The sequence below is a fragment of the Arthrobacter sp. 10L430 genome (genome assembly GCF_056395245.1).
On record NZ_JBFTJD010000031.1, the window covers coordinates 1 to 24708 of the forward strand.

Sequence of the window (24708 nt, forward strand, 5' to 3'; positions counted from 1 at the left end):
GCTCGACGGCGCGTGGCTGCCGGAGCCGTGGGCCTCCCGCCTGGTGCTCCAGGCCGGCGCGAAGGTCCTGGTCGATGAGAAGGACCTGTGGGACGGGTCGCTGACGGGCAAGCCGGGCGAGTTCCCCACCACCATCCTGATCGTGAACAAGAAGTTCGCCGCCGAGCACCCGCAGACCGTCGAAGGGCTGCTGAAGGGCCACGCCGAAGCGGTGAAGTGGCTCAACGACACTCCCGCCGCGGAAAAGGCCGCCAAGGTCAACGCGGCCCTGAAGGAGGCGGCCGGCAAGGCGCTCGCGCAGGACGTCATCGACCGGTCCCTGAAGAACATCGTGTTCACCGTTGACCCGCTGGCCGGAGCCTTCAACAAGCTGCTGCAGGACGGCGTGGACGCCGGCACCACCAAACAGGCCGACCTCAACGGCATCTTCGACCTCACCACGCTGAACGGCGTCACCGGGCAAAAGACCTCCGCGGCCGGCCTCGGCAAGGACTGACCCTCAGGCCAGACCGGCAGTTCCAGTTCAATACAATCCAGTTCAATACAAAGAGGAGATCCGGCGGGACATTCCCGCCGGATCTCCTCGTTGTTTGTGCTGATCAGGGGTGAACCAGTCCGCCGCTGTTCTGAATTCTGCGCCTACAGTGCACCCTGAAGTTCGTCGAGGGCGTAGGACGCCTCGTGGGCCTTCAGCAGATAGTGGAAGACAATCGCCCCGGGCGCCTCCTGACTGCCGGTGTATTCCGCCGCCGCCCACGGTCCGCCGGCCACTGCCCCTGCCCAGGCATGGGCCTCGTCCCAGTGGACACCGGCCGGAGCGCGCTCGGAAACAAGACGCAGGGCCACCGAAAATCCCACCTCGGCAGGGCCGCCCGAAGCCTGCCGCTGGGCAAAGCCCACGATGTCCACTGACACACCGGGCGTGGTCAAGGACGGCCGGGGCGCCATGGCCGTGGCGGCGCCGTCCAGGCCGCCGGTACCGATGTCCTGCCAGGTCAAGGCATACACCTGGTCGCGGAACACAGTCAGTTCCTCGCTGCACTGTGCGCGGATCCTGCGAGCCAAAGCGGTGATCATCGGGTCTCCGTTCTTGTCTGTACTTGTGGACCAAACCAACCACTCGGACGGTTAGGCCACAATGCACAAGGACACGGACGGACTCAGGACGCAACACGGCTTAACGAACGGCAGTATGGCGTAAAGAAACGCAGGGCGCAGGCCACCGGCGCAGGCAGCCGGCGGCCGGGATCTAGAGGCGCATTCGTGCCACGAAGCGGAACCTGTCGCCCCGGAAAACCGACCGGGTCCACTCAACAGGACTGCCCTCCGGGTTGAAGCCGAGCCGGTGCACCAGCAGCATCGGGGCCCCCATTTCGACATCCAGCAGCCGGACCTCATCGGGGCCGGCGAGCTTGGTCTCCACCGTGTCCTCCACTTCACTGATGCGGATTCCGTAGTCCTCGCTTAAGGCGGAATACAGCGATCCCCGGGTCTCCACGTTGTGCGCAAGGTCCGGCAGCGCTCCGGCGAGGAAGGCTGTTTCGTGGGCGAGCGGTTCGCCGTTGACCAGCCTGATGCGCTCGACGCGGTGGACATCGGTCCCGGGATCCACTCCCAGTCTCCGGGCAGTGACGGGATCGGCGGCCACCGTGCTCATATCCAGGATTTTGGCCGACGCCGTGAGCCCCTGACTCGCCGCGTCGTCGGAAAACGAGGTGAGCTGGCGGACATGCGTGATTTTCGGCGGCGCGACAAAGGTGCCCCGCCCCTGTGTTCGGTCGAGGCGGCCCTCGGCTACGAGTTCCCCGATCGCCTGGCGGACCGTGGTGCGGGACGTCGAGTACTGCTCGGCCAACGCCCGCTCCGTGGGAATCAGGGTGCCCGGGGCTGCGTCCTCGATGAGCGCGAGGATCTGCTCCTTGAGCACGTAGTACTTGGGCAGCGCAGCGGCGTGGGTCTCCATGACTGCGATATTACCTATTGACAGGAAAATTGGTCTACGCCAAAATAGAGGAAATTGGTTTATACCAATTCTGGCACTCGCTTAATGAGAACCCCAACCCCTCCCCCTAGGCAGACAAGGACCCAAAGATGTCGTTCCTGCAAGACCTTCGCCAGACGCCCCGTCTGGGCCTCCTGGTCGGCGGCACCGCCGCCACCATCGGGATCATTTACGGCTACGATCTTTCAAATATCGCCGGCGCCCTGCTCTTCATCACCAAGGAATTCCAGCTCTCCACGAGCCAGCAGGAACTGGTGACCACCGCCGTCGTCGTCGGTGAAGTCCTCGGCGCTGTACTGGGCGGCTGGCTCGCCAACCTCTTTGGCCGCAAGGCGTGCATGGTGGGAGTCGCCGGCGCCTATGCCGCCTTCGCCATCCTGAGCGCACTGTCGGCGGACGTCCCCATGCTGCTCATTGCCCGGCTCCTGCTGGGCCTGACGATCGGCATTTCCGTGGTGGTGGTGCCCGTGTTCGTGGCCGAATCCGCGCCCCCGAAGGTCCGGGGCGCCCTGCTCGTCGCCTACCAGGTGGCCACCGTCATCGGCATCATCGTCGGATACCTGGCGGCCTACGCCTTGTCCGCCACCGAAAACTGGCGCCTGATGCTGGGCCTGGCGGCCGTCCCTGCGGCAGCGGTCCTCGCCGTCACGCTCCGGCTCCCTGACACCGCCCGCTGGTACATGATGCGCGGACGCACCGAGGACGCCCGCCGCACACTGTCCTCCATCGAACCGCACGCCGACGTGGACGCCGAACTGGCCGACATGCAGCGCGCCATCGGCGACGAACGCGGCGGAGGCCTGCGGGAAATGCTGCGCTCCCCGTACCTCAAGGCCACGGTCTTCGTGGTCGGGCTGGGCTTCTTCATCCAGATCACCGGCATCAACGCCGTGGTCTACTACAGCCCGCGGATCTTCGAAGCGATGGGCTTCACGGGCAACGCCGCCCTGCTTTTGCTCCCTGCCCTGGTCCAGGCCGCCTCGCTGGTTGCCGTCTTCGTGTCGCTGTCCCTGGTGGACAAGGTGGGGCGGCGGCCCATTCTCCTCGGCGGCATCGCGATGATGATCGTCGCCAACATCGTTCTCGTTGCCGTCTTCATGGTGGGCCGCGACTTTGGCGGAGCCCTGACCGTCATCGGATTCCTGGGCGTCCTCCTGTTCACCGTCGGCTTTACCTTCGGATTCGGCGCGCTGGTCTGGGTCTACGCCGGCGAATCGTTCCCGGCACGCCTGCGGTCCCTGGGCGCCAGCGCCATGCTGACCTCCGACCTCGTGGCAAACGTCATCGTCGCAGCCTTCTTCCTCACCATGCTGCAGCGCCTGGGCGGAGCCGGAACCTTCGCCGTGTTCGGCGCCCTCGCCGTCGCCGGGTTCATCTTCGTGCACCGCCTCGCACCGGAAACGAAGGGCCGAAACCTCGAAGAAATCCGGCACTACTGGGAAAACGGCGCCCGCTGGCCGGAACAGACCGGCAGCAAGCCGGCGGCCAAGTAGTGCCCCGCGTCCTGGGCCTGGATATCGGGGGCTCCAAGACCCACGCCATCCTGGCGTGCAACGCAGTCAATGAAAACGCCGACGACGGCGGGCAGCCTGTTGCCGAGTGCACCGGCCGCAGCGCGAACATCACCTCAGTCGGAGAGCCGGCGGCTTCCGCCGCACTGGACGGCCTCGCCCGCCGGCTCGGCGTCGGAAACCCTGACGGCCACGGAATCCACACCGTCTGCGCCGGCGCTGCCGGGGCAGACACTCCCGAGAGCCGGGACCGGCTCGCGGCCATGCTCTCGCGAAGGTTCCCGGGAGCCCGGATCCAGGTGGTCCACGACACCCGCATCATCCTCGCAGCGGAAAGCCTGGACGCCGGCACGGTCCTGATCTCCGGCACCGGTTCCGCCGCCTGGGCACAGAGCGCGGACGGCCGCGAAGCCAGGGCGGGCGGCTGGGGGTACCTGCTGGGCGATGAAGGAAGCGGCTACGCCGTCACCCGCAGCGCCGTTCGCAACGCACTCACTGAACACGACGCGGGCCAGCCTCCCGGGCCGCTGTCGGTGCGCATCCTGGAACGGACCGGCGCCGCCGAACCCCTGGCGCTGCTGGACCTCTTCTACCGCAACCCGGAACGCCGGTATTGGGCCGGCCTTGCCGGCACAGTGTTCGACGTGGCTGCCATGGGGGACGTGGCCGCCAACGCCATCGCCGAGGACGCCGCCCGGCAACTGGCAGCCTTGGCCGTCGCCGTCAACGAGCGGCTGGGCGTTCTTCCGGTATCCGGTGGTCACGGATCCGATGGTCACGGGTCCGGCGCTCCCGGATCAGAAGATCCACCCGTCCTGCTGGCCGGCGGGATGCTGGTCAACCAGCCGCTCCTGGCCGGCCGTGTCCGGGCGTTTCTGGAAGGACGCGGGCTGACCGTCGTCAGGGTCCTGGACCGCGCCCCCGCCTGGGGCGCCGTGAAGCTTGCCCAGGAACTGGCCAACTCCACCGGCGCCGGCATGGCCCAGCGTTCGAACCATTCCATCCACTCGCCGGCCTAAAACCATCGCTTCACCATCCATTCGATCAACAGGAGATCCCATGACACCGCCGAACACCACGTTGCCCGCAGCCGGTTCCACCCTTCAGGCGCCGGGGGCGCTGATGGCAGCTGAAATCCTCGAGCAGCCCGAGGCCCTCACCCGCCAGCTCGACGTCGGCCGCGCCGACATCCGGCGTCTTGCCGCCACACTTCGCGCCGCAGACATCCGTTACGTCCTACTGGCCGCCCGGGGCACGAGCGATCACGCGGCCCTGTACGCGAAGTACCTCATCGAAACGGTGCTGGGGCTGCCCGCCGGGCTCGCCTCGCCGTCGAGCCTAACCGTGTACGGCGCTGAACCGAAGATGAACGGCGTCCTCTGGCTGGCGGTCAGCCAGTCGGGCGGGTCCCCCGACCTGGTGGACTCCACGGCCGCCGCGGCGCGCGGCGGCGCCGTCACCGTGGCCGTGACCAACGCGCCGTCGTCGCCACTGGCGGGCGCCGCCCAGCACCATGTGGACATTCTGGCAGGGCCGGAACGTGCCGTCGCCGCCACCAAGAGCTACACGTCCCAGCTGCTGGCGCTCTGGCTGCTCATCGATGCCTGGGCCGGCGGGGAAGGGGCCGATGCGTCGGTCCTGGCCGGCCACGCCGCCGACGTCCTCGCAGGACCGGAGATACTTGAGGTGGCAGACCGCTACCGGTTCGTCAATCACATCATCACCACGGGGCGCGGTTTCTCCTATCCCACGGCACGAGAGGCGGCGTTGAAACTCATGGAGACGTCCTACCTGGCAGCCCATGCCTTCTCCGGAGCGGACCTCCTGCACGGGCCGTTCGCGATGATTGACGAGGACCGCCCCGTCATCGCCATCGCTTCGCCCGGCGCCGGCGGCCGTGCCCTGCAGCCGGTGCTGGAACGGCTGGCTGAGCGCGGGGCAGACGTCTGCGTTGTCGGCGACCCCGCCGCAGCCCGGCCACTGAACCATCTGGTGCCCCTGCCGGCGGTGCACGAGCAGCTTGCTCCAATCCTTGAAATCCTGCCATTGCAGCGCCTGGCCCACGCCATGGCCGCTGCCCGCCACCGCGACCCCGACGCACCCCGGGGGCTGCGTAAAATCACGGAAACCTGGTGAGTACCACGCTCATTTCTGCCGCCCGTGTCATCGCACCCGGCGCTGTCCTCGAGCCTGGCTGGGTGGAAACCCGGTCCGGCCAGATCAGCGCCGTAGGTGCCGGGTCCCCGCCCCGCGAACCCGACGCAAGCTTTCCGGAGGGGACCCTGGCACCGGGCTTCATTGACGCCCACATTCACGGCGGCGGCGGCTTCAGCTTCAACGATCCGGACCCCGCCGCAGCAGCCGTCAAGATCGCCGCAGTACACCTGGAGCACGGCACCACCACGCTGATGGCAAGTCTCGTCACTGCGCCTTTGGCAGAGCTTGCGACGGCTGTTGCCGCCCTGGCGGGCCTGGTGGAGGACGGCGTGCTGGCCGGAATCCACCTCGAAGGACCCTGGCTCAGCCCCTCCCACCGCGGCGCGCACACCAAAGACCTGCTGCAGTTGCCGGACCCGGCCAGCATCGACCGGCTGATGCTGGCCGGCCGGGGCACGGTACGGATGGTAACGGTGGCACCCGAGCTTGAAGGGGGTCTGGCGGCGATCCGGCAGATCACCGGCCACGGCGCAGTCGCAGCAATCGGCCACACCGGTGCCGGCTATGACCTTGCCCGCCAGGCGATCGCCGCAGGGGCCACGGTGGGGACCCATGTGTTCAACGCCATGCGGCCCTTGCACCACCGTGAACCCGGGCCGGCACTGGCGCTGCTGGAAGACCCGAACGTCTTTGCAGAGGTGATCGCGGACGGCGTGCACCTGCACCCGTCGCTGGTCCGCTTCATCTCGGGAAGCCCTGCCCGGGCAGTCTTCGTCACCGATGCGATGGCAGCGGCCTGTGCTTCTGAGGGGACGTACCAGCTTGGCGGGCTTGAAGTCCATGTCGCCAACGGCGAGGCGCGGCTGGCCAGCAACGGCGCCATCGCCGGCAGCGTGCTGACGCTCGACGCCGCCATCCGGCACGCGGTAAACCACGCCGGCCTCCCGCTCGCCGACGCGGTCCGCGCGGCAACCCAGAATCCGGCGGACATGCTGGGGCTCTCCGACGTCGGCCGTCTTGAACAGGGCAAGCGCGCGGACCTGGTGGTGCTCGATGAGGGACTCGAGGTTGCGGCGACCATGAAGTCCGGCACCTGGTGCCGGCCCGCCGCTCCCGTCATGCGCCGCCGTTCCGGACGTGCTGGATGAGCGCGTCAAGGATCGGCACCTGGCCTTTTACCAGCTTGGTGCGGGCGTCGGGCTCTGTGGCCCATTTGGCGTCGTCGATCTCCGGGAAGCTGCGGACTGTGCCGGATCCCTTCGGCCATTCCAGTGAAAAGGTGTTGCTCACGATTTCCCCGGGCGCGAAGTCGGACTCGGCTGTAAAGACGGTGACGACCTTGCCCGAGGGTTGCCGGAAGGAGCCCAGCTGGATGTAATCGGCGGAGGGTGGAGGAGCGCCCATCTCCTCGGCGAACTCACGCTTCGCCGCCACCATCGGGTCCTCGTCCTCGACGTACTCGCCCTTGGGAATTGACCAGGCGCGCGCATCCTTATGGGCCCAGAACGGCCCGCCCATATGGGCTATCCAGAACTCCAGTTCGGATCTGGCGGTCCGACGGTACAGCAGGATGCCTGCGCTCCAGACCGTCATTGGCTAACCGCGGTCAGTCGTTCTCAGCTCCCTGGTTCAGGACCTGGAAGTCCGGGCCGAGGTTCACTTCGACTTCCGAACCGCTGTTCAGCCGGATCTCCACTTCATAGGCAGAGCCCGGGTCGCCGCCGCCCTCCACGTCGGTCACCGCGCCCGGCCCTACCTTGGCCAGGGCGGCCTGGATCGCCTTGTCGCGGTCGGTCTGGCTCAGCGGGCTCTGGGTACCTCCGGTCGTGGCCTTGTCATCGTCGAAGGGGTTCCCGGCCGCCGCTGCAACCGTTGCTCCTCCAAGGGCTGCTGCAGCCAGCGCCCCGCCGACAATCCACGCTGTTCTTTTGCGCATGGCAAAGACTCCTCTCACGCTTTTTTCCAGTGTGCGCCCGATCCAGGGCATGCACAACGACGGCTTTGTTGCTCAACGGCTGTAGACGCCGGTGATCGTCGCCGAACCGAGCAGGTGTTTCGCCAACTCAGTGCCCAGGCTCGCCGGCCGCGCACCCGCCCGGGTGTCGAGGTCCTCCACACCCAGCGCATAGACCGTGACAATGTACCGGTGCCGGCCGTGCCCGGGCGGCGGCGCGGCACCAAGGTAGCCCCGGAATCCGGCGTCATTCTTCAACTGCACCACGCCGTCCGGAAGCTGCTGTCCGCCCTCGGCCCCTGCCCCCTCCCGCAGCGAGGTGACGTCCGCCGGAAGGTTAAGGACGGCCCAGTGCCAGAACCCGCCGGCACCCGGTGCGTCCGGATCAAACACAGTAACGGCGTAGCTTCTGGTCCCTTCGGGCGCCCCGCTCCAGCTCAGCTGCGGCGATTCATCCTGCCCGCCGGCGTGCATCCTGCCGCTGCGTTGGGCGGGCGGCAGTGTTTCACCGTCCCGGAATGACTCGCTGCTGAGCCCGAACGACGGTACGTCCGGCAGGTCTGAAAATGGACCGGAGGATGTCATGGCTGCCTTTCAGATGGTGGGAACTTCTGCTTCCTCTGCTGCTTCTTCGATGCGGTTGAGTTCCGCCCTGGTGGGCGGGTTGGCGCCGGCACGGGACACCGTTACGGCGGCCGCGCGGCTCGCGTGGGCCAGGAGCGCAGCGAGGCCCTCGGCCGGCAAAGCCCGCAGGTCCGCCCGGTTCTGGGCTCCGTCCAGTCCGCGGTCCACCACGCCGGAGAGCAGCGCCGCCATGAAGGAGTCACCTGCCCCGACGGTGTCCGCCACCTCCACCTTGGGCGCAGCGAACTCAGTTTCACCTGCCGCCGTGATGCCCCACGGTCCGGCCGCACCGCGCGTCACCACCACCATGGCCGGCCCTTCCGAGCCACCCAGCGACAGCCAGCGGCGGGCGGAATCAAGCACGTCCGCACCAGGGTACAGCCACGCGAGATCCTCGTCGGACGCCTTGACGATGTCTGAGAGGGTCACGAACTTCTCCGCCTGGCGGCGGGCATAGTCCGCGTCGGTGATGATGCTGGGCCGGCAGTTGGGGTCGAAGCTGATGGTCGCCGCCGGGTGGGAATGTTCGACGGCGGCCAGTACGTCAGCGGCGCCTGGCGCCAGCATGGTGGCAATAGAGCCGGTGTGCAGCAGGGTGGTTCCCTGCAGCATGAAGGGCAGGTGCTCCGCGAGGCCGGGAAGCTCCCAGGCGAGGTCGAACGTGTAGGTGGCCGCGCCGTCGTCGTCCACTAAGGCTGTGGCCACGCTGGTGGGCAGCGAATCCGGGGCCTGCGGGAGCATGACGGAGCTGGCCTTCAGGTGCGCAGCGACGGATTCGCCGTAGGCGTCGCGGCCGTAGCGGCCGACGAACTGCACGGGATGGCCCAGGCGGGCGAGCCCCACGGCGACGTTGAGCGGGCTGCCGCCCACGTGGGCTTCGATTCCGGAGGTGCGCTGGACCACGTCAACCAGGCCCTCGCCAATAACTGTCAGCATGGTCATACTCTGCCAGAGAACGCCGCCCTGCGCTCAGTCCGTCAGGGCACAAAACAGCGCGGCGGACAGTTGGGCCCGCCGCGCTGTTAAGGTCACTGGCTGTCTAGGACTTCTTCTTTCCCGGCAGCGCGAGTTTGAAGACCTTGGCCCACGAGGAACCCACCTGCTTGAGCAGCGGTCCCGTGGTGTACGGCAGGCCGTAACGCTTGCAGATTTCCTGCACCTTCGGGGCAACCTCGCCGTACCGGTTGGACGGCAGGTCCGGGAAAAGGTGGTGCTCGATCTGGTGGGACAGGTTTCCGGTCATGAGGTGCATGAACTTGGAGCCGGAGATGTTGGCCGAGCCGATCATCTGCCGGACGTACCAGTCGCCGCGGGTCTCACCTTCCACCATTTCCTCGGTGAACGTGTCCGCCCCCTCGGGGAAGTGGCCGCAGAAGATCACCGCATGGGCCCAGACATTGCGGACGGCATTGGCGGTCAGCGTGCCGTACAGCGCCTGCTTGCCCGAGCCGGTCAGCATGGCGACGGCCGGAGTGGCGGCGTAGTCCTTGGTGAACTGGGTGACTACCTTGCGGCCCAGGGCCTTGAGGTCACGCTGCATGGCCTCCTTGGTCTTCTTGCCTTCCTGGTAGTCCACCAGCTCGAGGTCGTAGATGGCGATTCCCCATTCGAAGATGGGAGCCAGGATGGCGTTGTACAGGGGGTTGCCGAGGTTGTGCGGCTTCCACGGCTGGTCGGCGTCCATGCGCAGGAGGTTGTATCCGACGTCGTTGTCCCTGCCCACCACGTTGGTCCAGCGGTGGTGGAGGTCGTTGTGGGTGTGCTGCCACGAACGGGCCGGGGTCACGAAGTCCCACTCCCAGGTGGTGGAGTGGATGTCGGGATCGCGCATCCAGTCCCACTGTCCGTGCAGGATGTTGTGGCCGATCTCCATATTTTCCAGGATCTTGGCGACGCTCAGCAGGGTGGTGCCAGTGATCCAGGCGGCCTTGTTGCGGCCCATCAGGAGGGCTGCCCGGCCGGAAATTTCCAGGCCCCGCTGGACCTTGATGACGCGCCGGATGTAGGCGGCGTCGGAGGCACCGCGCTTGGCGAGGACCTCGTCCTTGATGGCGTCCAGCTCGCGGCCGAGCTCGGCCACCTGCTCGTCGGTAAGGTGAGCGGCCGCGGGCGGTCGCACAAGCGGGCTCCCCGACGTGGCCAGGGCTCCGGGACGGGGTTTGGCCGTCGGCCCGTTGATCGACGTCGATTCTGCGGCTGTGCGGTCAGATATTGCTGTCATGCTGTGTTGCTCCTCAGATCTCGAGGTTAACGGGCCCGGCGGCTGCCGAGACACACGTCTGGATTAGTTGGCCCGGCTCACCATGGACCTCGCCGGTGCGAAGGTCGCGGACGTGGCCGGCGCGCAGCGGCGTGAGGCAGCTGTGGCAGATGCCCATGCGGCAGCCGCTGGGCATGAGGACGCCGGCGTCTTCGCCCACATCCAGCAGCGGGGTGTTCCCGTCCGCCTCCACTTCGCGGTCGGAGGCTTCAAAGGTGACCAGTCCGCCGTCGTGCCCGGCCCCGCCCACCAGGCTGGTGTTGAAGCGTTCGATGATCAGGTTGATAGGGTCTGCCGCAAACGGTCCCGGCGCCGCCTCCACGTGGGCGGCCGCCTCGGCGGACCACAGCGCCTCGGCGTCGTCCAGGTAGCCCTCGGGGCCGCACGCATAGGCGGCGCGCTGGCGCCAGTCCGGGCAGAGGTCCTCCAGCTGGGCGGGGGAGCCGAAGTCCATGCGGCCGCGTTCGCCGGTGTACCAGTGGGTGACGCGGAAGTTGGGGAACTGGTCCGCAAGTTCGGAGAGCTCCTCATGGAAGATGCTGTCCTGCGGGGTCCGGGCCGAGTGGATGAGCACGACGTCGGCATCCGGGCGGTGCGGCACCAGGGTGCGGATCATGGACATGACGGGGGTGATGCCGCTCCCCGCGGTGAGCATCAGCAGCGGCCGCGGGTGCTCCGGCAGAACAAAGTCGCCCTGCGGCGGCGCCAGGAACAGCACATCTCCGGGACGGGTGGTCCGGACCAGAACACCGGACACCGCGCCCATGTCACTCACGGTGATGGCAGGGTCCTGCCCGGCGGGAGCGCTGAGCGAGTAGGAGCGCCAGTGGCGCACGCCATCGAGTTCCACGCCGATCCGGGCCCACTGGCCGGCCTTATGGGCCTTCCAGCCGCGCCCGGGACGGAAGTGGATGGTGGCGGAGTCCGCCGTTTCCGGCACAACTTTGGTGACGACGCCGCGCAGCTGGCGGGCCGAAAAGACTGGATTAAAAAGCGCGAGAATATCCTCCGGCGCCAACGGGGTGGTCAAAACAGACGCGGCCCGCGCCAATTTACGGAGCCGAATCATACTGTCCACCACCTGTTGGATTCACCCATTTATATCTCCTAGTGAAACCGGTGATCGTAATATACAAAACTACCTCAACCCCCGCTATAAGAGTCCCGCAAGCCGGTGCCACTAGCAACCGGGCCGCCGGAACGTGAAAATTTAACCATCAGACATAAATAGTAAGTGTACTTACCGCGTGGCGCTCAAGAGCCAGCGGACCGATTGGCAGGGCTGGTACGCCGCCCCCAGAGTGCTGCTTTGCGATCTACCCCCTGGCTCTGCAACGAACAGACACCGGCGGAGTTCCCGTTCTCTGGCGGCGGGCCCGTAACGCGTCATGGCGAAGCCCGGCCGCCGGGATGCGTTGCGCATCAGGTACCGGGGGCCGGGCTTCTGCCTGGACGTGCGTTGAGTCAGTCCTTTTGGACGGTCCGCGTCCGGACTGTCCGTGTCCGGACCAGGGCCGTCGCGCCCGCACCCAGCCCGAGTGCTCCTGCGGTGAGGCCCAGGATGCCGAAGGTGTTGTCCGGAGCGGGCGTGACCGGCGCGGTTGCGGATGCGGCGGTGGTGTCTACGACGGCCTCTGCCGGGGCGTGCTCGTCGGCTGCCGCGGTGGTGACGAAGGAGGGAACGGGATGGTTGGGTTCGGCCTGGCCGGGGGTTTCGGCCTCGTTCCAGTTGACGACGGTTCCGTCGGAGTACGCCTGTGCCACGGGCAGCGACACGGTGGTGCCCGCAGAGGGGAGCCGGCCAACGGAGATGGAGAAGGTCTGGTATTCGTGCTGCCCGAGCTGATGGGCGGCGTCCGCGGTCCAGGTGACAGTGGAGGCGGCTTTGGTGATCGTGGCGCCTTCCACGGTGACGGGTGCGGGGAGCTTCGCTTCGGCAACCTTGGCCGACCAGCCGTCCAGGGGCTTGACCGAAACCGAGGTGAAGGGCGTGCCCGTGGGGAGGGTGACGGTGAGTTTGGTGGTCTTGGCCGTCTCGGATTCGTTGGGAACCTTGAAGGTCAGCTGGGAGAATCCGCCGGCGGAGGTGGACTCCGGATCGACGTGGACGTGGGCGGAGGCGGCACCGACGCCCAGGGCCATGAGGCCGGCTGCGGCGGCGAGGACGGTGACGGTTTTCAGGGTGCGCGGGGTTGCGGTGTTCATGACAAAGCCTTTCGGGGGTGCTGCCGCTCTCGGAGGGAGGACAGCGCAGTGATGGGTGAAGGGAGCCTGCGTCCCGTGCACCCACCCCCCGTTTTCGAAAAGGTCAGGGCAGAGCGCACGGGGCGGCCGCGGGCGGCCCCCGGAGGCTGTTAATCCGCAGGTTCCGCCAAGCCGCGGGCACGAAGGGCCGGCCTGCGGCCAGGGTCCGTTGGCGGACGGGAATGACCACCGAGGGTTGGGGCAGCTGCACGAGGGGGCGGAGCCAGGCCAGGAGTAACCAGAGTGCCACCTCGCCCCGGCGCAGCAGCCAGGCGGTCACCAGCAGCGCGAACACGTGGCAGGCGAGCATGGGCGGCGAGTCGGAACCAATGCCGAGGTGAAGCGGCATGGAAGCCGGCCCGGCGGCAGGGCACCCCATGACCATGGCCTGTCCGTGATGTGACATTTGGCCAGCCAGCGACGGCAGGCAAACCGCCGGGGCTGAAAAGGAGGTGAAGGCGTCGTGGAGCAGCAGTTGCCCGGCTCCCAGCACGCCCAGCAGGGTCAGGAAAGAAAGCTCCCGCGCCGCAAGCCACGCCACAGGTATCAGCAGGAGCGCGGCCAGAACGGCAACGGTCCCGGGAGCGGGAAGCGCGCCGCCGCCGAGGACATGCCCCGCGGCGGCCACGGACATCGTCGCGACCGTGATGAGGACCGCACGGAAGAGGCGCAGTGAATGACGTAGTTCCATCCGCGCCTCCTCCCCTGGGTCCACAACGGTATGACAAGGCTGACGGTAGGCAGGTCAGCGTGGAAAAACCTTGGACGGCTGACAGCCATTCGTTCCGGTGACCGCCCCGGATTGGTGGTTCGGAAAGCTTGTGCGGGCCGTACACTGGGGCGGAAATACTCCCTGATGACAGAGGATGGTGCGCCATGGGTTTCCAGCATTGGAGGAAGCGGGTGCGCGTCCCTGTTGGCGGCCTCGTCCTGACGGCGCTGGTGGCGCTCCTGTCGTTGGCCCCGCTGACGCCGGCTGCCGCGCACGATGTGATCGAGGCGGCGGAGCCCGCTGACGGATCCGTTGTTGCGGCGGTCCCCGCGGCGGTCCGGCTGACGCTCAACAATCCGCCGATCGCGCTGGGTTCAGAGATCCTGGTCAAGGACGAAAGCGGGACGAACCAATCCGACGGCCCGGTGGTCATCGTGGACAACCACGTCGACCAGGCGGTGAAGCCCGGCGCGCCGGCTGGCCGGTACACGGTCGTGTGGCGTGTGGTGTCCTCGGATTCACATCCGATCGAGGGACGTTTCAGTTTCACGGCAGGACGCACGAACAGCACCGCGCAGCCCGGAACCGCGGAACTGTCCTCACCCTCCACCGCTGCCCGGAAACCCGGCGAGGCAACAGGCTTTCCGTGGATCCCGGCCGCGGGGGGAACGGTGCTCGCCGCCGGGCTGCTCGCGACAGGCTTGTACGTGCGTCGTCGCCTGACCGGCAACGACTCCGCTGAAGAGCCGTAGGCTCCCGGAGCGGTGAAGCGTCATGATTGCCGTCCGGCGCGCCCCTGAAACGGGTCTGGCAGTAGAATTTGTGCCACCGCTGCTGTGACCGTTGACCTTCCGGAAAGGACCGCCGATGATGCCCCGTGCCTCGTTCCGGCTCTTCCGAACCGGGCTGATCGGTTCAATCGTCCTCGGTTTCGCGGCCGGTGGGCACCTGGGCGGCGGCGGACTGCTTCCGCAACCGGCCATCCTGGCGGCTTTGTGTGCCGTGACCATGGTCCCGGTGGCTGCGCTGACCCGATTCCGGCTGTCGTTTCCGGTACTGACCGGCCTCCTCGGCGCCGGACAGCTCTGGCTTCACTGGGCCTTCAGCACCCTGTCCGCCGGGTCGCCCCGGGCCGGGGTTCCACAGGCTCTTCTTGCCGGCCACGCCGCGCACCCGGGGACATCCCTGGTCCACGAGACGTTGATGGCCACGCCGATCCATTCGTCCGGACCCGACGCCCTCATGTTTGCCGTCCACACTGTTGCGACGCTGGGCGCCGCGCTTCTCCTGGCCCGTGGCGAACAGGCCCTCGGGATCCTGGCCTCCTGGCTGCGCCCGTTGCTGCGGCCGCCCGAACCTGCCGCAATCGTTCCGGCGAGGATTCCCGGGCCCTGCACGGTGACCGCCATCCTTCGCCCGGCTCGCCTTGGGCTGCGGCTGCCCACCCGGCGGGGTCCTCCCGTGTTCGCGCCCGCCGCCTAGAGCCGGCCCCTTTCATCCACGGACAGGGGCCGACGGCGGCGCTTCGCCCGCTGTCCCGGGCCGCCGCACCGGCCGCCCGTTCCTGATCCGTTTTTACTTGTGAAAGGCGCTCCCGCCATGAAGACCTCCGTTTGCCGTACCCTCAAGACTGCTGCCGCCACCACCATAGCCGCAGGACTCCTGGCCGCCGGCGCCGCCGCCGCCGCAGCGCACGTCACCGTCGATCCGTCCGCGACCGCCGAGGGCGGATTCACCAAGCTGACCTTCAGCGTCCCGAACGAGTCCCCCACCGCCAAGACCAACCGGCTCGAGGTCAAGCTCCCCACAGATACGCCGCTGACCGCAGTGTCGGTCAAGCCCATGGACGGCTGGAAAGCCCAGGTCATCACCGCCAGCCTGCCCAAACCGGTGCAGGTGGACGGGGCCACCATAACCAAGGCACCCTCAAGCGTCGTCTGGACTGCCGACACTGCACACCAGATCGGGCAGAACGAATTCCAGACCTTCACCCTTTCCGTGGGCAGGCTTCCCGGCGCCGGAACCACCGTGACCTTGCCTGCCGTGCAGGGCTACACCGACGGGACCACCGTCAACTGGTCTGACAAGGCAGAGGCTGCACACGATCACACCGCGACGGCCTCCTCAGCTCCGGCGACAGAGGAGCAAGAGTCCCACCCGGCGCCGTCCTTTGTCACGACAGCAGGCGAAACGGCTGAGACGGCACATTCAGCCACCGAGGCCTCGTCAACGACTCCTGCCGCGGCAACATCGTCCAACGGCGGCGACGTCGCCGGCTGGGTCGGACTCGCCGCCGGACTGATCGGCCTCGCCGCCGGCGGGACCGCCCTGGCCCGCACGAGGACTGCCAGGACCAGCTGACCCGCTGACCCGCTGACCCGCGCCGGCGCTGCCCGCCGGCAACCGCTTCAACGAAACCGCCGCTGGCCTCGCCGGCGGCGGTTTCGCTTCCAGAAAGCGGATCACCGCTGCACCTAAAGTCCGAGCAGCTCCTGCACGAGTTCCCGGCATTTCCGGTAGGACGAGGCCTTCGGATCGATCAGCGCGAAGTGGTCGCCCGGGACTTTCACCACCTGGACCGGTGCCCCCGCGGCTCGGGCCGCCGCGGCATAGGCTTCGGACTGGCTCATCGGAACGGTGTCGTCGTCAAGGCCGTGGACCGCGTAGACCGGCACGTCCAGCGGAACCGCGCTCATGGGGTCCGCATATTTGTGGCGCTTGGGATACTTGCCGGCGGAGCCGCCCATCAGGTTGGTGACAGCCCCGTTGCTGAGATCAAGCCAGTCGGCCTGGGCGAGGTTGAGCAGCCCGGACTGGCTGACCACTCCCGTCAGGTGCACGGCCTCGCCATTGAGGTTCCGCAGGACCTGCCGGTCAGCGTCCGGGGTGCCAAGTCCTGCCAGCCGGTCCCGGCCGGCGGCCCAGACGGCGAGGTGGCCGCCGGCGGAGTGCCCCAGCGCCACCACGCGGCCCAGGTCAAGTCCGTGCTCGTCCGCGATTCCGCGGAGTTTGTCGATCCCCGCCAGCACGTCCTCGAAGGTGTGGGGCCAGCCGCCGCCGTTGCCTGCCCGGCGGTATTCCAGGTTCCAGGCCGCCATCCCGTGGGCCGCAAGGTCCTTGGCCAGCGGCTCGCCCAGCTCGGCACCGTACTGCGAGCGCCAGTAGCCGCCATGGATGACCACCACCACGCCGCGGAATGCCGGACGCCTGGGGTTCCGGGACGAGGACGGTGGCGGCGTTTCCGGCAGGAAGAGCTCGCCCCATTGGCTGGGGTGGTCACCGTACTGGTACTTCTGCCGCTTCACTGCATCCTCCTTGGGTCCCGGTGGGCAGGAGGCGACCAGCGCCTCCGGCGTCACCACTGCCGCGGTGCCCGGCAGTCCATGGGAAAGCGGGGTCCGACGGCGCACATCAGCCATGTGCCGAGCCTACAGTGACGCCGCTCCCGGCGCGCGGAAGGGTGAGCCGCCCGGCCGTCCGCGCCTTGACGACCGCCGACAACCTGACCGACGGCGGCCGCAGCGGGCGGTGTCACACCTGCGACTGTCGCACGCCCTTGGTAGTTTGGGAGCATGGCAAGCAACTGGGATCGCCTGGACGTCAGTCAGCGCGACTCCGTGCAGGAAAACGTGGAACTCTATGAGCGCGTCCGGCCTGCCCTGAAGCTTGTCACCCGCGAGGTCCTGCTGACTCTCCGGACCATGCTCAAGGACACCGAGGTCACCCCGCTTTTTGTCACCGGCCGCACCAAGACCGTGGAGTCCTTCCGGGAAAAAATCTCCCGGACGGAGGAGCCACTGGAGCCGGATGATCCGAGGGTGCTGAAGTTCCCCGATCCGTTCCGCACGCTCAATGACATGGTGGGCGTCCGCGTCATCACCAAGCTGCCCACGGAAAACGCAGTGGTGGCCAACCTCATCAAACGGCAGCGCCAGCTGTTCGACTGCCGCGGCGACCGCGAGAAGGACATCGGCTCCATTGAGTCCGGGACCTACGGCTACTCGAGCCGCCACCTGATCCTGCGGACCATCCAGAACGAGGCCGTCAAGGAGTACCAGCACGTCTTAAACCCCGAAGCACAGCCCAACGGCAGCTACTTCTTCGAATGCCAGATCCGCACGGTGTTTGCGCACGCGTGGAGCGAGATCGAGCATGACATCCGCTTCAAGGCCGAGGACCCCCGGGCATGGACCCCGCATTTCGACCGCCAGTTCACGGCCACGGCCGCCATGCTGGAAACCGTCGAGAGCGCCTTCGCGGACCTGCATGAACGCTACGAGGAGGTCCGCGGCTACTGGGACCTGGAGGGTGAGGGCGCGGCGCAGCTCACGCCCAACCGCATCCGCGACGTCTGGCGTACGCTGCTGCCGCACGTAGACCGTAAAGTGGATGACGACTGGGGCTGGGCCGCCGAACTCATGGCAGCCCACGGCCTGAACCAGACGGTCCAGCTCGCCGGCCTCCTCAGCGCCAACCGCATCACTGAGGTCCGCAAGGCCCTGGACCACCGCTACTCCCCCGGCCCGGACCGGCTGCTGGATGACCTCCTCCTCTGGCAGTACGGCACCAAACACATTGACCTCACCGCAGAGGCGCCCGACGCCGTTCCGCACCCGCGGCGCGACAGCCTCCTGCGGCGGCTGAAACAGATCGAGCGCTACCGCCAGACCAAGAAGTAGGGACCATGAAACCCGAACAGCTCCAGTCCGTCCGGGCAACACTCCGCTCCCCGCGCCGCCTCAAAACCGAGGCGCTGGCAGGCCTCGTGGTGGCTCTCGCCCTGATCCCGGAGGCCATCGCCTTCTCGGTGATCGCCGGGGTGGACCCCCGGATCGGCCTGTTCGCCTCCTTCACCATGGCCGTGACCATCTCCTTCGTGGGCGGCCGGCCCGCCATGATCTCGGCAGCCACCGGTGCCGTGGCCCTGGTGATCGCCCCGCTGATGCGCAGCCACGGGCTGGACTACCTGATTTCCGCAGTGATCCTGGCCGGCGTGTTCCAGATCCTGCTGGCTGCCCTCGGCGTCACCCGGCTCATGCGCTTCATCCCCCGCTCCGTGATGGTGGGGTTCGTCAACGCGCTGGCCATCCTCGTATTCATGGCCCAGCTGCCTGAACTCATCGGTGTCCCGTGGCTCGTTTATCCGCTGGTGGCAGCGGGACTTCTGATCGTCGTCGGCCTTCCCCGAATCACGACGGCGGTGCCGTCGCCGCTGGTGGCGATCGTGCTGCTCACCGTCGTCACCGTCCTTACCGGCATCGAAGTCCCCGCCGTCCAGGACAAGGGGCAGCTGCCGGAAAGCCTCCCCTCGGTATTCATCCCCAACGTTCCCCTGACCTGGGAGACGCTCCAGGTGGTCGCGCCCTTTGCACTGTCCATGGCGCTCGTGGGCCTGCTGGAATCACTCATGACAGCCAAGTTCGTGGATGACATCACGGACACTCGCTCCAATAAGACCCGTGAATCCTGGGGGCAGGGCGTGGCTAACATCGTCACCGGTTTCCTGGGCGGCATGGGCGGCTGTGCCGTGATCGGCCAGACCATGATCAACGTGAAAGGCTCCGGTGCGCGGAGCCGGATCTCCACCTTCCTGGCCGGCGTCTTCCTGCTGGTGCTGGTGGTGGTGCTGGGCGACGTCGTGGGGCTTATCCCCATGGCCGCCCTGGTGGCCGTCATGATTTTCGTTTCGGCCATCACCTTCGACTGGCACTCGGTGGCTCCGAAGACCCTGAAGCGCATGCCGAGGTCCGAGACCGCTGTCATGGTGATTACCGTGGCCACCGTGGTGGCGACGCACAACCTGGCTATCGGCGTCGGCGTCGGGGTGCTCGCGGCGATGGCCATGTTCGCCCGGCGCGTGGCCCACTTCGCCACCGTTGAACGGACCGAGGTGGAGCTGAACGGCAGGACCGTGGCCACGTACACCGTGGACGGCGAACTGTTCTTCGCCTCCTCCAACGACCTCTACACGCAGTTCGACTACGCCCAGGACGCCGAGCCGCGCATCTCCGGAGTAGTCATCGACCTGCACGCCTCGCACCTCTGGGACGCCTCCACCGTCGCCGTACTGGACGCGGTGACGGAGAAGTACCGGCGCCACGGCCGGGAGGTTGAGCTGATCGGCCTGAACTCTGCCAGCATCCAGATGCGCGAAAGGCTGGCCGGCAAACTCAACGCCGGGCACTAATGCATACAGCCCGAAAATCCCGCACATAACAGCGTGTCGTTACCTTAATGTGACTTTCGGCGTTTGCTCGCGTACCGTTGAACCGTGCCTTCCTCACCGAGGAGGGCGCTCCCGCGCTGATTGCCTAACTCTGCCGCAGCCCGGGATCCTCTCGAAGACCATGTCCGGCAGAGACGGGGAAACCAATTTTCGGCCTGTTTCTACGGGCCTTGGGGTGAAGCCGCACAGTTCCTGATTCCGTTCAGGCGCGCGGCCGGGTGTCTCCCATCCGAATCCGACAGCTCACCTCGCAGGCATCGGGAGAGGCTCCTTCATGTCGTCACGCACTACCCCTGCCCGCCGCACAGCGGCCGGCCGTTCAAACCGCTTCGCTTCCGTCTCCCGCGCTGTCACGGCCAACGCCGGAGGACTGGGACGCCAGGCCGCCGTCATCCTCGCAGCATCGGGACTTGCCTTCACCGGCAGCATGGCAGCGAACGCCGCCACCGCCCCGGCCCAGAAGAACGCGGCCCCGGCCGCGGCCCCCGAAGCCGTCAGCCAGGTACAGGCGCCGCTGAGCGCGGACGCCAGCGTCAAGATCGACTTCGAGCGCCCCGCTGTGAAGTCCACCCCGGCACCCGTGGTGGAAGCGCCCGTGGTTGAAGCACCGGCCCCGGCCGCCGCAACCCCCGCTGCTGCCCCGGCACCTGCTGCCGCTCCGGTTGCTGCACCTGTTGCCGCTCCGGCGCCGAAGATCGCGCCGGCTCCGAAGATCACCGTCCAGGCGGCCCCGGCTCCCGCGAAGGCTCCTGCTCACGCAGCAGCAGCCGGCAGCGTGAACGCCTCGATGGTCTCGGCCGCCTACGCACAGCTGGGGATCACCCAGGACTGCACCGCGATGGTGGAGAAGGCCCTGGGCGCTTCCGGCATTCCGGTGGGCGACCTCGCGCCGATGCAGTTCATGAACTACGGATCCGTCGTCTCCACGCCCCAGCCCGGAGACATGGTTGTGCAGTCCGGCCACGTGGGAATCTTCGTCGGCGGAGGCAAGGTCCTCAGCGGCGGCATGAACGGTGTCAACGAGACCGTGGTGCACCCGCTGTCCTGGCTGACCGCCACGGGTCCGGTCACCTTCGTGCGAGCCCACGCCTAACAGCCCGCATTCGCTGTGCGCACTCCTGCCACGCGCTGGAACGAGCTGCGCGCTGCAACGAGCCGCGCGCTGGAATGAGCTGCGCGCTGAAACAAGCCGGTGTTCCGCTGCCTTGGGGGCAGCGGTGCACCGGCTCTTTCGTGCTCGGCAGGCCCGCCCACTCAGCCCTGCACGCTGCGGTTGCGCCCCCGGGACTTTGCCTCGTACAGCGCGGCATCGGCGGCGGCGATCGGCTGGTCCAGGCTTGCCGTTCCGGCTTCGATCACGGCGATGCCGTAACTGACCGTGGGCATCCTGGGCACATCGGGCAGGGCGCCGTCGGCGAGCCGGCGGCTGATCTCCGCCGTGATTGTCTCGGCGCGGTAGGGGCTTGCCCCCGGTACCACCAGGATGAACTCCTCGCCGCCATACCTGCCCACGATGTCAGTTGAGCGGACGGTCGCGCGGCAGGCGTCGGCGAAGGCCCGAAGCGCCAGATCGCCGGCCGCGTGGCCGTAGGTGTCATTGATGGATTTGAAGTGATCAAGGTCCGCCAGGATCAGCGATCCAAAGCTCTCGGTCAGCGGGCTGCGGCGCAACTGCTTGGCTGCTCTGTCCAGGAACGCCGAACGGTTGAGAAGGCCCGTGAGGCCGTCCTGGGTGGCGACGGTTCGCAGCGCCCGCGTCTGCTGTTCGGTACTGAGCCCGGCCATGCTGAACGAAACCACCGCCAGGAGCACCATGGTGACAAGCGTGGTCACGGCGGACCCGAAGTAGGCGACAAACGTTGGGCTGTTCGGGCCGTCGGCGATAAACACGACCAGCCGGCCCAGGTAGAACGCCGACACGCCCGCAGCCACGATGGCCATGGGGATACGGACCCTTGAATAGCCCGGCTCCAAGCGCCACAGTTCGCGTGCCGTGAGGCCGATCATCAGGGACATCGACGCCAGGAAAACGGCGCCGCCGGACCAGATGTTCGAACCGGGGTGATCAACAGCGGAGGCTATTCCCGCGGAGACGGGCACGGCGGTGAGGAGCCAGAAGTTGTATCCCGGCGTTCGCAGCGAACGCGCGCCTGCCCAGGCACTGGACGCACCAGCAACGAGCAGGATATTCCCCAACGTATTGGCCCACCACTGCTGGGGCGTGCCGTTGAGGAGAAAGCAGGCGGAACCCGAGAGAAACAGCAGCAAGGCGAGGCACCACCAGCCGCTGTACGGGGAGCGCGTACTGCGGAAAGCCGAGAAGTAAAACAAGAGACCCAGGGCCAGAGCCATCACGGCAAAGGCAACCCGCAGTGTTGCCGTGTCGAGCACCATGCCGCATCTCCCCCGAATCACCATTCGTTGCTGACCCAGTATCGCACCGCTGAAGGCTCAACTATCAGGACGCTTACCAAAATTTTTGTAAGCGCCGACACATTTGTCTGACATCTGTTCACGAATTTCCCCGACGCGCAATTCAGTGTCAGCATTATTGGATGCTTGAGGCAACAACAAAACCCGAAACCGCTCCGGTCGCCGCTGACGCCGCCGTCGAGCCCCTGAACCCGGCACTGGCCGCGGAGGCGAAGATTGCCCGCGTCGCCGTGACCGTTTTCCCCCTGCTGGTGCTCGCCGCCGGCGTGGCGGGCTTCCTTCTCCCCGGTGCGTTCAAACCGCTTGGCCCCGGCGTTCCTTACCTGCTGGGCATCATCATGTTCTGCATGGGCCTGACGCTCACGCCGCCGGATTTCGCGGCGGTGGCCAAGCGGCCCTGGGCGGTGGTGCTCGGCATCGTTGCCCACTACGTGATCATGCCCGGAGCGGGCTGGCTGATCGCACAGCTGCTTCACTTGGAGCCCGCGCTTGCCGTGGGCCTGATCCTGGTGGGTTGCGCACCCTCCGGCACGGCTTCCAACGTGATGGCGTTCCTGGCCAAGGGCGATGTTGCACTCTCAGTGGCCGTCGCCAGCGTTTCGACGCTCATCGCCCCGATCGTCACTCCGGTGCTGGTGCTCTTCCTCGCCGGATCGTTCCTGAGCATCGACGCCGGAGGAATGGTTCTCGACATCGTCAAGACGGTTTTGTTGCCGGTCATCGCCGGGCTGCTGGCGCGGCTGTTCCTCAAGAACCTCGTCGCAAAGGCACTGCCGGCACTTCCGTGGGCGTCCGCCGTCGTAATTTCCCTGATTGTGGCAGTGGTGGTGGCTGGCAGCGCCAGCAAGATCGTGGCCGCCGGGGGCATTGTGTTCCTCGCCGTGGTTCTGCACAACGGTTTCGGGCTGGGGCTGGGATACCTTGCCGGGAAGCTGGGGCGCCTGGACGACAAGGCCCGCAGGGCGCTGGCCTTCGAGGTGGGCATGCAGAACTCGGGCCTGGCCGCAACGCTCGCCACCGCCCACTTCAGCCCGCTGGCGGCGCTGCCGTCGGCCGTGTTCTCGCTGTGGCACAACATCTCCGGTGCGATCGTGGCCGCGTGGCTCGCCCGGAAGCCGCTGCGCGACTCCTAAAGGCAAAACGGACGCTTAAGCAGACGCCGCCAAGTGCGGACGGTTCCCGGGATCCGCGGCGGGTTTGCGAAGCGCCTTCAGCGCCCCAGCCCAGGCGACCACCTGGCCGAACAGCCTTTCCAGGTTCTTTTCCGCCGCCTCCGAGGGCGTGAAGGTCCGGTAGTTCTCAAATTCCGTGGCCAGCGGCAGCGCTACCTGGGCTCGGACGTCGGCCATCTGGAGTTCAGCAGCCACGCCCCGCAGGTGCTCCACGGCGCGGATTCCACCCGCGCTGCCGTAGCTGACGAAGCCGGCCGCCTTGTTGTTCCATTCCTCGTAGAGGTAGTCCAGGGCGTTCTTGAGCGCACCGGGAATCGAGTGGTTGTATTCGCCGGTCACGAAGATGTAGCCGTCAAACCGGGTCACGGCGTCTGCCCACGCCTTGGTGTGCTCCTGGTCGTGGTGGCCCAGGGACGGCGGGAGCGGTTCGTCGAGCAGCGGGAGGTCGTAGTCGGCCACGTCAAGGAGTTCGAACCGGGCGTCAGTGCGTTTGGCGGCGCGCGCCATGACCCAGTCCGCCACCGGCTTTCCCAGCCGGCCCGGCCGGGTGCTTCCAAGAACGATCGCGATCCTTGTCATGGCAGGTCTCCCCTCCGGAACTGTTTGCTTGCCACATTGACTTAACAAACGGCCGGGGGCGGTTCTTCCCGGGGCTTCCTCCCGACGCTGGGCAGCGCGGTGACCTCCGGGGATATTGACGTCCGCGGACGGCGCTGGCAACGTCGTTACCACCGGCCACGGGGAAGCGGCCGGTTTCGTAGAGGCGGTCGGTCCTGGGGAGGCGGTGCAATACAGATGACCAATGGGGCGGATGCGGGAATCCGGGTGGTGCCCGCCAATGAAACGCCCTGGGATGATCTTCAGGCGGTCATGGGCCAACGCGGCGAGGCCTCCAGATGCCAATGCCAGTGGTTCAAAATCCGGGACAAGGACTGGCGCTCAGTTCCCGTCGAGGAACGCTCCGGGCGGCTCCGCGCGCAGACCGGCTGCGGAAGTCCAGAGAAACGTGCCACGACCGGGCTCGTCGCCTACCTCGGCGGCGAACCCGCCGGCTGGTGCGCGGTGGAGCCCCGCCCGGCATATGTGCGCCTGCTCCGGATGCGCGTCCCGTGGGCAGACCGGACCGAAGACAAAAACGACGACGCCGTCTGGGCCGTGACCTGCTTCGTCACCCGCACCGGCTTCCGGCGCCGCGGCATCAGCCGCGCACTGGCGAGTGCCGCCGTCGACTTCGCCCGCGAGCGCGGCGCCCGTGCGATCGAAGGCTATCCGATGATCACCCAGCCGGGGCAGGAGTTCAGCTGGGGCGAGCTCTACGTCGGCAGCCGAAGCATCTTCGCCGAGGCCGGATTCACCGAGGTCAGCAGGCCCACCCTCCGGCGGGTAGTAATGCGGATCGACTTCTAGCTTTCC

At 67.3% G+C, this 24708-nt stretch carries 26 protein-coding genes and 1 riboswitch; of the genes, 13 read left to right on the forward strand and 13 right to left on the reverse strand.

Annotated elements, in window-relative coordinates; genetic code table 11:
* Positions 1–496 (forward strand): ABC transporter substrate-binding protein (locus AC1DDG_RS19430; protein WP_476877342.1); only part of this gene is annotated, 496 nt, incomplete at its 5' end.
* Positions 497–639: 143 nt separating this feature from the next.
* Here AC1DDG_RS19430 and AC1DDG_RS19435 read toward each other — a convergent pair.
* Complete coding sequence (locus AC1DDG_RS19435) at positions 640–1077, reverse strand: hypothetical protein (RefSeq protein ID WP_476877343.1); 438 nt, start codon at positions 1075–1077, stop codon at positions 640–642.
* 172 nt (positions 1078–1249) lie between these two features.
* Entirely contained in the window at positions 1250–1963 is a 714-nt protein-coding gene (locus tag AC1DDG_RS19440; RefSeq protein WP_476877344.1) for a GntR family transcriptional regulator, read from the reverse strand.
* A 128-nt stretch (positions 1964–2091) separates the two neighbouring features.
* Between AC1DDG_RS19440 and AC1DDG_RS19445 the strand changes: the two genes are divergently transcribed.
* The 4 genes from AC1DDG_RS19445 to nagA are packed head-to-tail and all read left to right on the forward strand — an operon-like array spanning position 2092 to position 6818.
* Positions 2092–3495, forward strand: a complete 1404-nt coding sequence (locus AC1DDG_RS19445) for a sugar porter family MFS transporter (protein ID WP_476877345.1) — start codon at positions 2092–2094, stop codon at positions 3493–3495.
* On the forward strand, positions 3495–4532 hold the full coding sequence (locus tag AC1DDG_RS19450) for an N-acetylglucosamine kinase (RefSeq protein ID WP_476877346.1): 1038 nt from the start codon (positions 3495–3497) through the stop codon (positions 4530–4532). The genes AC1DDG_RS19445 and AC1DDG_RS19450 overlap by 1 nt, the downstream gene beginning before the upstream one ends.
* Before the next feature lie 40 nt (positions 4533–4572).
* Positions 4573–5649 carry an SIS domain-containing protein gene (locus AC1DDG_RS19455; protein ID WP_476877347.1) on the forward strand — a complete coding sequence of 359 codons (1077 nt, stop codon included), beginning with the start codon at positions 4573–4575 and terminating at the stop codon, positions 5647–5649.
* A complete protein-coding gene (nagA, locus tag AC1DDG_RS19460; protein WP_476877348.1) occupies positions 5646–6818 on the forward strand; it encodes an N-acetylglucosamine-6-phosphate deacetylase in 1173 nt (390 codons plus the stop codon). The genes AC1DDG_RS19455 and nagA overlap by 4 nt, the downstream gene beginning before the upstream one ends.
* Here nagA and AC1DDG_RS19465 read toward each other — a convergent pair.
* From AC1DDG_RS19465 to AC1DDG_RS19500, 8 genes are all read right to left on the reverse strand, one after another.
* Positions 6787–7263 (reverse strand): NUDIX hydrolase, encoded by a 477-nt coding sequence (locus AC1DDG_RS19465; RefSeq protein ID WP_476877349.1) that lies wholly within the window; start codon positions 7261–7263, stop codon positions 6787–6789. The genes nagA and AC1DDG_RS19465 overlap by 32 nt on opposite strands.
* 13 nt (positions 7264–7276) lie before the next feature.
* Positions 7277–7606 (reverse strand): PepSY domain-containing protein, encoded by a 330-nt coding sequence (locus AC1DDG_RS19470; RefSeq protein ID WP_476877350.1) that lies wholly within the window; start codon positions 7604–7606, stop codon positions 7277–7279.
* Positions 7607–7678: 72 nt separating this feature from the next.
* Positions 7679–8209, reverse strand: coding sequence for a YbhB/YbcL family Raf kinase inhibitor-like protein (locus AC1DDG_RS19475; protein ID WP_476877351.1), 531 nt, complete (start codon positions 8207–8209; stop codon positions 7679–7681).
* Positions 8210–8218: 9 nt separating this feature from the next.
* Positions 8219–9184 (reverse strand): carbohydrate kinase family protein, encoded by a 966-nt coding sequence (locus tag AC1DDG_RS19480; RefSeq protein ID WP_476877352.1) that lies wholly within the window; start codon positions 9182–9184, stop codon positions 8219–8221.
* A gap of 103 nt (positions 9185–9287) precedes the next feature.
* Positions 9288–10469: a fatty acid desaturase family protein gene (locus tag AC1DDG_RS19485; RefSeq protein ID WP_230118167.1), complete on the reverse strand. Its 1182-nt coding sequence runs from the start codon at positions 10467–10469 to the stop codon at positions 9288–9290.
* A 13-nt stretch (positions 10470–10482) separates the two neighbouring features.
* On the reverse strand, positions 10483–11577 hold the full coding sequence (locus AC1DDG_RS19490) for a ferredoxin reductase (protein ID WP_476877401.1): 1095 nt from the start codon (positions 11575–11577) through the stop codon (positions 10483–10485).
* A gap of 395 nt (positions 11578–11972) precedes the next feature.
* Positions 11973–12713: a YcnI family copper-binding membrane protein gene (locus AC1DDG_RS19495; RefSeq protein WP_476877353.1), complete on the reverse strand. Its 741-nt coding sequence runs from the start codon at positions 12711–12713 to the stop codon at positions 11973–11975.
* Positions 12714–12816: 103 nt separating this feature from the next.
* A complete protein-coding gene (locus tag AC1DDG_RS19500) occupies positions 12817–13443 on the reverse strand; it encodes a hypothetical protein (RefSeq protein WP_476877354.1) in 627 nt (208 codons plus the stop codon).
* 185 nt (positions 13444–13628) lie between these two features.
* Here AC1DDG_RS19500 and AC1DDG_RS19505 point away from each other — a divergent pair, with 185 nt between their 5' ends.
* The 3 genes from AC1DDG_RS19505 to AC1DDG_RS19515 all read left to right on the forward strand — a co-directional run bounded on the left by AC1DDG_RS19505 (position 13629) and on the right by AC1DDG_RS19515 (position 15825).
* Entirely contained in the window at positions 13629–14216 is a 588-nt protein-coding gene (locus tag AC1DDG_RS19505) for a copper resistance CopC family protein (protein ID WP_476877355.1), read from the forward strand.
* A gap of 115 nt (positions 14217–14331) precedes the next feature.
* Positions 14332–14946: a hypothetical protein gene (locus tag AC1DDG_RS19510; RefSeq protein ID WP_476877356.1), complete on the forward strand. Its 615-nt coding sequence runs from the start codon at positions 14332–14334 to the stop codon at positions 14944–14946.
* Between the two features lie 117 nt (positions 14947–15063).
* Positions 15064–15825, forward strand: a complete 762-nt coding sequence (locus AC1DDG_RS19515) for a YcnI family copper-binding membrane protein (RefSeq protein ID WP_476877357.1) — start codon at positions 15064–15066, stop codon at positions 15823–15825.
* 113 nt (positions 15826–15938) lie between these two features.
* Here the strand turns inward: AC1DDG_RS19515 and AC1DDG_RS19520 are convergent, their stop codons facing one another.
* Positions 15939–16769 (reverse strand): alpha/beta hydrolase, encoded by an 831-nt coding sequence (locus tag AC1DDG_RS19520; RefSeq protein ID WP_230118241.1) that lies wholly within the window; start codon positions 16767–16769, stop codon positions 15939–15941.
* A 267-nt stretch (positions 16770–17036) separates the two neighbouring features.
* Between AC1DDG_RS19520 and AC1DDG_RS19525 the strand changes: the two genes are divergently transcribed.
* The 3 genes from AC1DDG_RS19525 to AC1DDG_RS19535 all read left to right on the forward strand — a co-directional run bounded on the left by AC1DDG_RS19525 (position 17037) and on the right by AC1DDG_RS19535 (position 20783).
* Complete coding sequence (locus AC1DDG_RS19525; protein ID WP_476877358.1) at positions 17037–18143, forward strand: GTP pyrophosphokinase; 1107 nt, start codon at positions 17037–17039, stop codon at positions 18141–18143.
* Between the two features lie 5 nt (positions 18144–18148).
* Positions 18149–19651, forward strand: a complete 1503-nt coding sequence (locus tag AC1DDG_RS19530; RefSeq protein ID WP_476877359.1) for a SulP family inorganic anion transporter — start codon at positions 18149–18151, stop codon at positions 19649–19651.
* Positions 19652–19772: 121 nt separating this feature from the next.
* Positions 19773–19961, forward strand: a riboswitch (cyclic di-AMP (ydaO/yuaA leader).
* Positions 19962–19964: 3 nt separating this feature from the next.
* Complete coding sequence (locus tag AC1DDG_RS19535; protein ID WP_476877360.1) at positions 19965–20783, forward strand: hypothetical protein; 819 nt, start codon at positions 19965–19967, stop codon at positions 20781–20783.
* A gap of 161 nt (positions 20784–20944) precedes the next feature.
* Here the strand turns inward: AC1DDG_RS19535 and AC1DDG_RS19540 are convergent, their stop codons facing one another.
* The gene (locus tag AC1DDG_RS19540) at positions 20945–22084 is read right to left on the reverse strand and encodes a GGDEF domain-containing protein (RefSeq protein ID WP_476877361.1); all 1140 of its coding nucleotides are present in this window, start codon (positions 22082–22084) and stop codon (positions 20945–20947) included.
* A 161-nt stretch (positions 22085–22245) separates the two neighbouring features.
* Here AC1DDG_RS19540 and AC1DDG_RS19545 point away from each other — a divergent pair, with 161 nt between their 5' ends.
* Positions 22246–23256 (forward strand): bile acid:sodium symporter family protein, encoded by a 1011-nt coding sequence (locus tag AC1DDG_RS19545; RefSeq protein ID WP_476877362.1) that lies wholly within the window; start codon positions 22246–22248, stop codon positions 23254–23256.
* 15 nt (positions 23257–23271) lie between these two features.
* Here the strand turns inward: AC1DDG_RS19545 and AC1DDG_RS19550 are convergent, their stop codons facing one another.
* The gene (locus tag AC1DDG_RS19550) at positions 23272–23874 is read right to left on the reverse strand and encodes an NADPH-dependent FMN reductase (RefSeq protein WP_476877363.1); all 603 of its coding nucleotides are present in this window, start codon (positions 23872–23874) and stop codon (positions 23272–23274) included.
* 216 nt (positions 23875–24090) lie between these two features.
* On the opposite strand from AC1DDG_RS19550, the gene AC1DDG_RS19555 reads away from it, so the two are divergent.
* A complete protein-coding gene (locus tag AC1DDG_RS19555) occupies positions 24091–24702 on the forward strand; it encodes a GNAT family N-acetyltransferase (RefSeq protein ID WP_476877364.1) in 612 nt (203 codons plus the stop codon).
* The last annotated feature ends 6 nt before the right edge of the window (positions 24703–24708 follow it).

Bases quoted from the DNA above. Each gene is read 5' to 3' on its own strand.
- AC1DDG_RS19435 (WP_476877343.1), bottom strand. From the start codon at position 1,077: ATGATCACCGCTTTGGCTCGCAGGATCCGCGCACAGTGCAGCGAGGAA.
- AC1DDG_RS19440 (WP_476877344.1), bottom strand. From the start codon at position 1,963: ATGGAGACCCACGCCGCTGCGCTGCCCAAGTACTACGTGCTCAAGGAG.
- AC1DDG_RS19445 (WP_476877345.1), top strand. From the start codon at position 2,092: ATGTCGTTCCTGCAAGACCTTCGCCAGACGCCCCGTCTGGGCCTCCTG.
- AC1DDG_RS19455 (WP_476877347.1), top strand. From the start codon at position 4,573: ATGACACCGCCGAACACCACGTTGCCCGCAGCCGGTTCCACCCTTCAG.
- AC1DDG_RS19465 (WP_476877349.1), bottom strand. From the start codon at position 7,263: ATGACGGTCTGGAGCGCAGGCATCCTGCTGTACCGTCGGACCGCCAGA.
- AC1DDG_RS19470 (WP_476877350.1), bottom strand. From the start codon at position 7,606: ATGCGCAAAAGAACAGCGTGGATTGTCGGCGGGGCGCTGGCTGCAGCA.
- AC1DDG_RS19475 (WP_476877351.1), bottom strand. From the start codon at position 8,209: ATGACATCCTCCGGTCCATTTTCAGACCTGCCGGACGTACCGTCGTTC.
- AC1DDG_RS19480 (WP_476877352.1), bottom strand. From the start codon at position 9,184: ATGCTGACAGTTATTGGCGAGGGCCTGGTTGACGTGGTCCAGCGCACC.
- AC1DDG_RS19485 (WP_230118167.1), bottom strand. From the start codon at position 10,469: ATGACAGCAATATCTGACCGCACAGCCGCAGAATCGACGTCGATCAAC.
- AC1DDG_RS19490 (WP_476877401.1), bottom strand. From the start codon at position 11,577: ATGATTCGGCTCCGTAAATTGGCGCGGGCCGCGTCTGTTTTGACCACC.
- AC1DDG_RS19495 (WP_476877353.1), bottom strand. From the start codon at position 12,713: ATGAACACCGCAACCCCGCGCACCCTGAAAACCGTCACCGTCCTCGCC.
- AC1DDG_RS19500 (WP_476877354.1), bottom strand. From the start codon at position 13,443: ATGGAACTACGTCATTCACTGCGCCTCTTCCGTGCGGTCCTCATCACG.
- AC1DDG_RS19505 (WP_476877355.1), top strand. From the start codon at position 13,629: ATGGGTTTCCAGCATTGGAGGAAGCGGGTGCGCGTCCCTGTTGGCGGC.
- AC1DDG_RS19510 (WP_476877356.1), top strand. From the start codon at position 14,332: ATGATGCCCCGTGCCTCGTTCCGGCTCTTCCGAACCGGGCTGATCGGT.
- AC1DDG_RS19515 (WP_476877357.1), top strand. From the start codon at position 15,064: ATGAAGACCTCCGTTTGCCGTACCCTCAAGACTGCTGCCGCCACCACC.
- AC1DDG_RS19525 (WP_476877358.1), top strand. From the start codon at position 17,037: ATGGCAAGCAACTGGGATCGCCTGGACGTCAGTCAGCGCGACTCCGTG.
- AC1DDG_RS19530 (WP_476877359.1), top strand. From the start codon at position 18,149: ATGAAACCCGAACAGCTCCAGTCCGTCCGGGCAACACTCCGCTCCCCG.
- AC1DDG_RS19535 (WP_476877360.1), top strand. From the start codon at position 19,965: ATGTCGTCACGCACTACCCCTGCCCGCCGCACAGCGGCCGGCCGTTCA.
- AC1DDG_RS19540 (WP_476877361.1), bottom strand. From the start codon at position 22,084: ATGGTGCTCGACACGGCAACACTGCGGGTTGCCTTTGCCGTGATGGCT.
- AC1DDG_RS19545 (WP_476877362.1), top strand. From the start codon at position 22,246: ATGCTTGAGGCAACAACAAAACCCGAAACCGCTCCGGTCGCCGCTGAC.
- AC1DDG_RS19550 (WP_476877363.1), bottom strand. From the start codon at position 23,874: ATGACAAGGATCGCGATCGTTCTTGGAAGCACCCGGCCGGGCCGGCTG.
- AC1DDG_RS19555 (WP_476877364.1), top strand. From the start codon at position 24,091: ATGACCAATGGGGCGGATGCGGGAATCCGGGTGGTGCCCGCCAATGAA.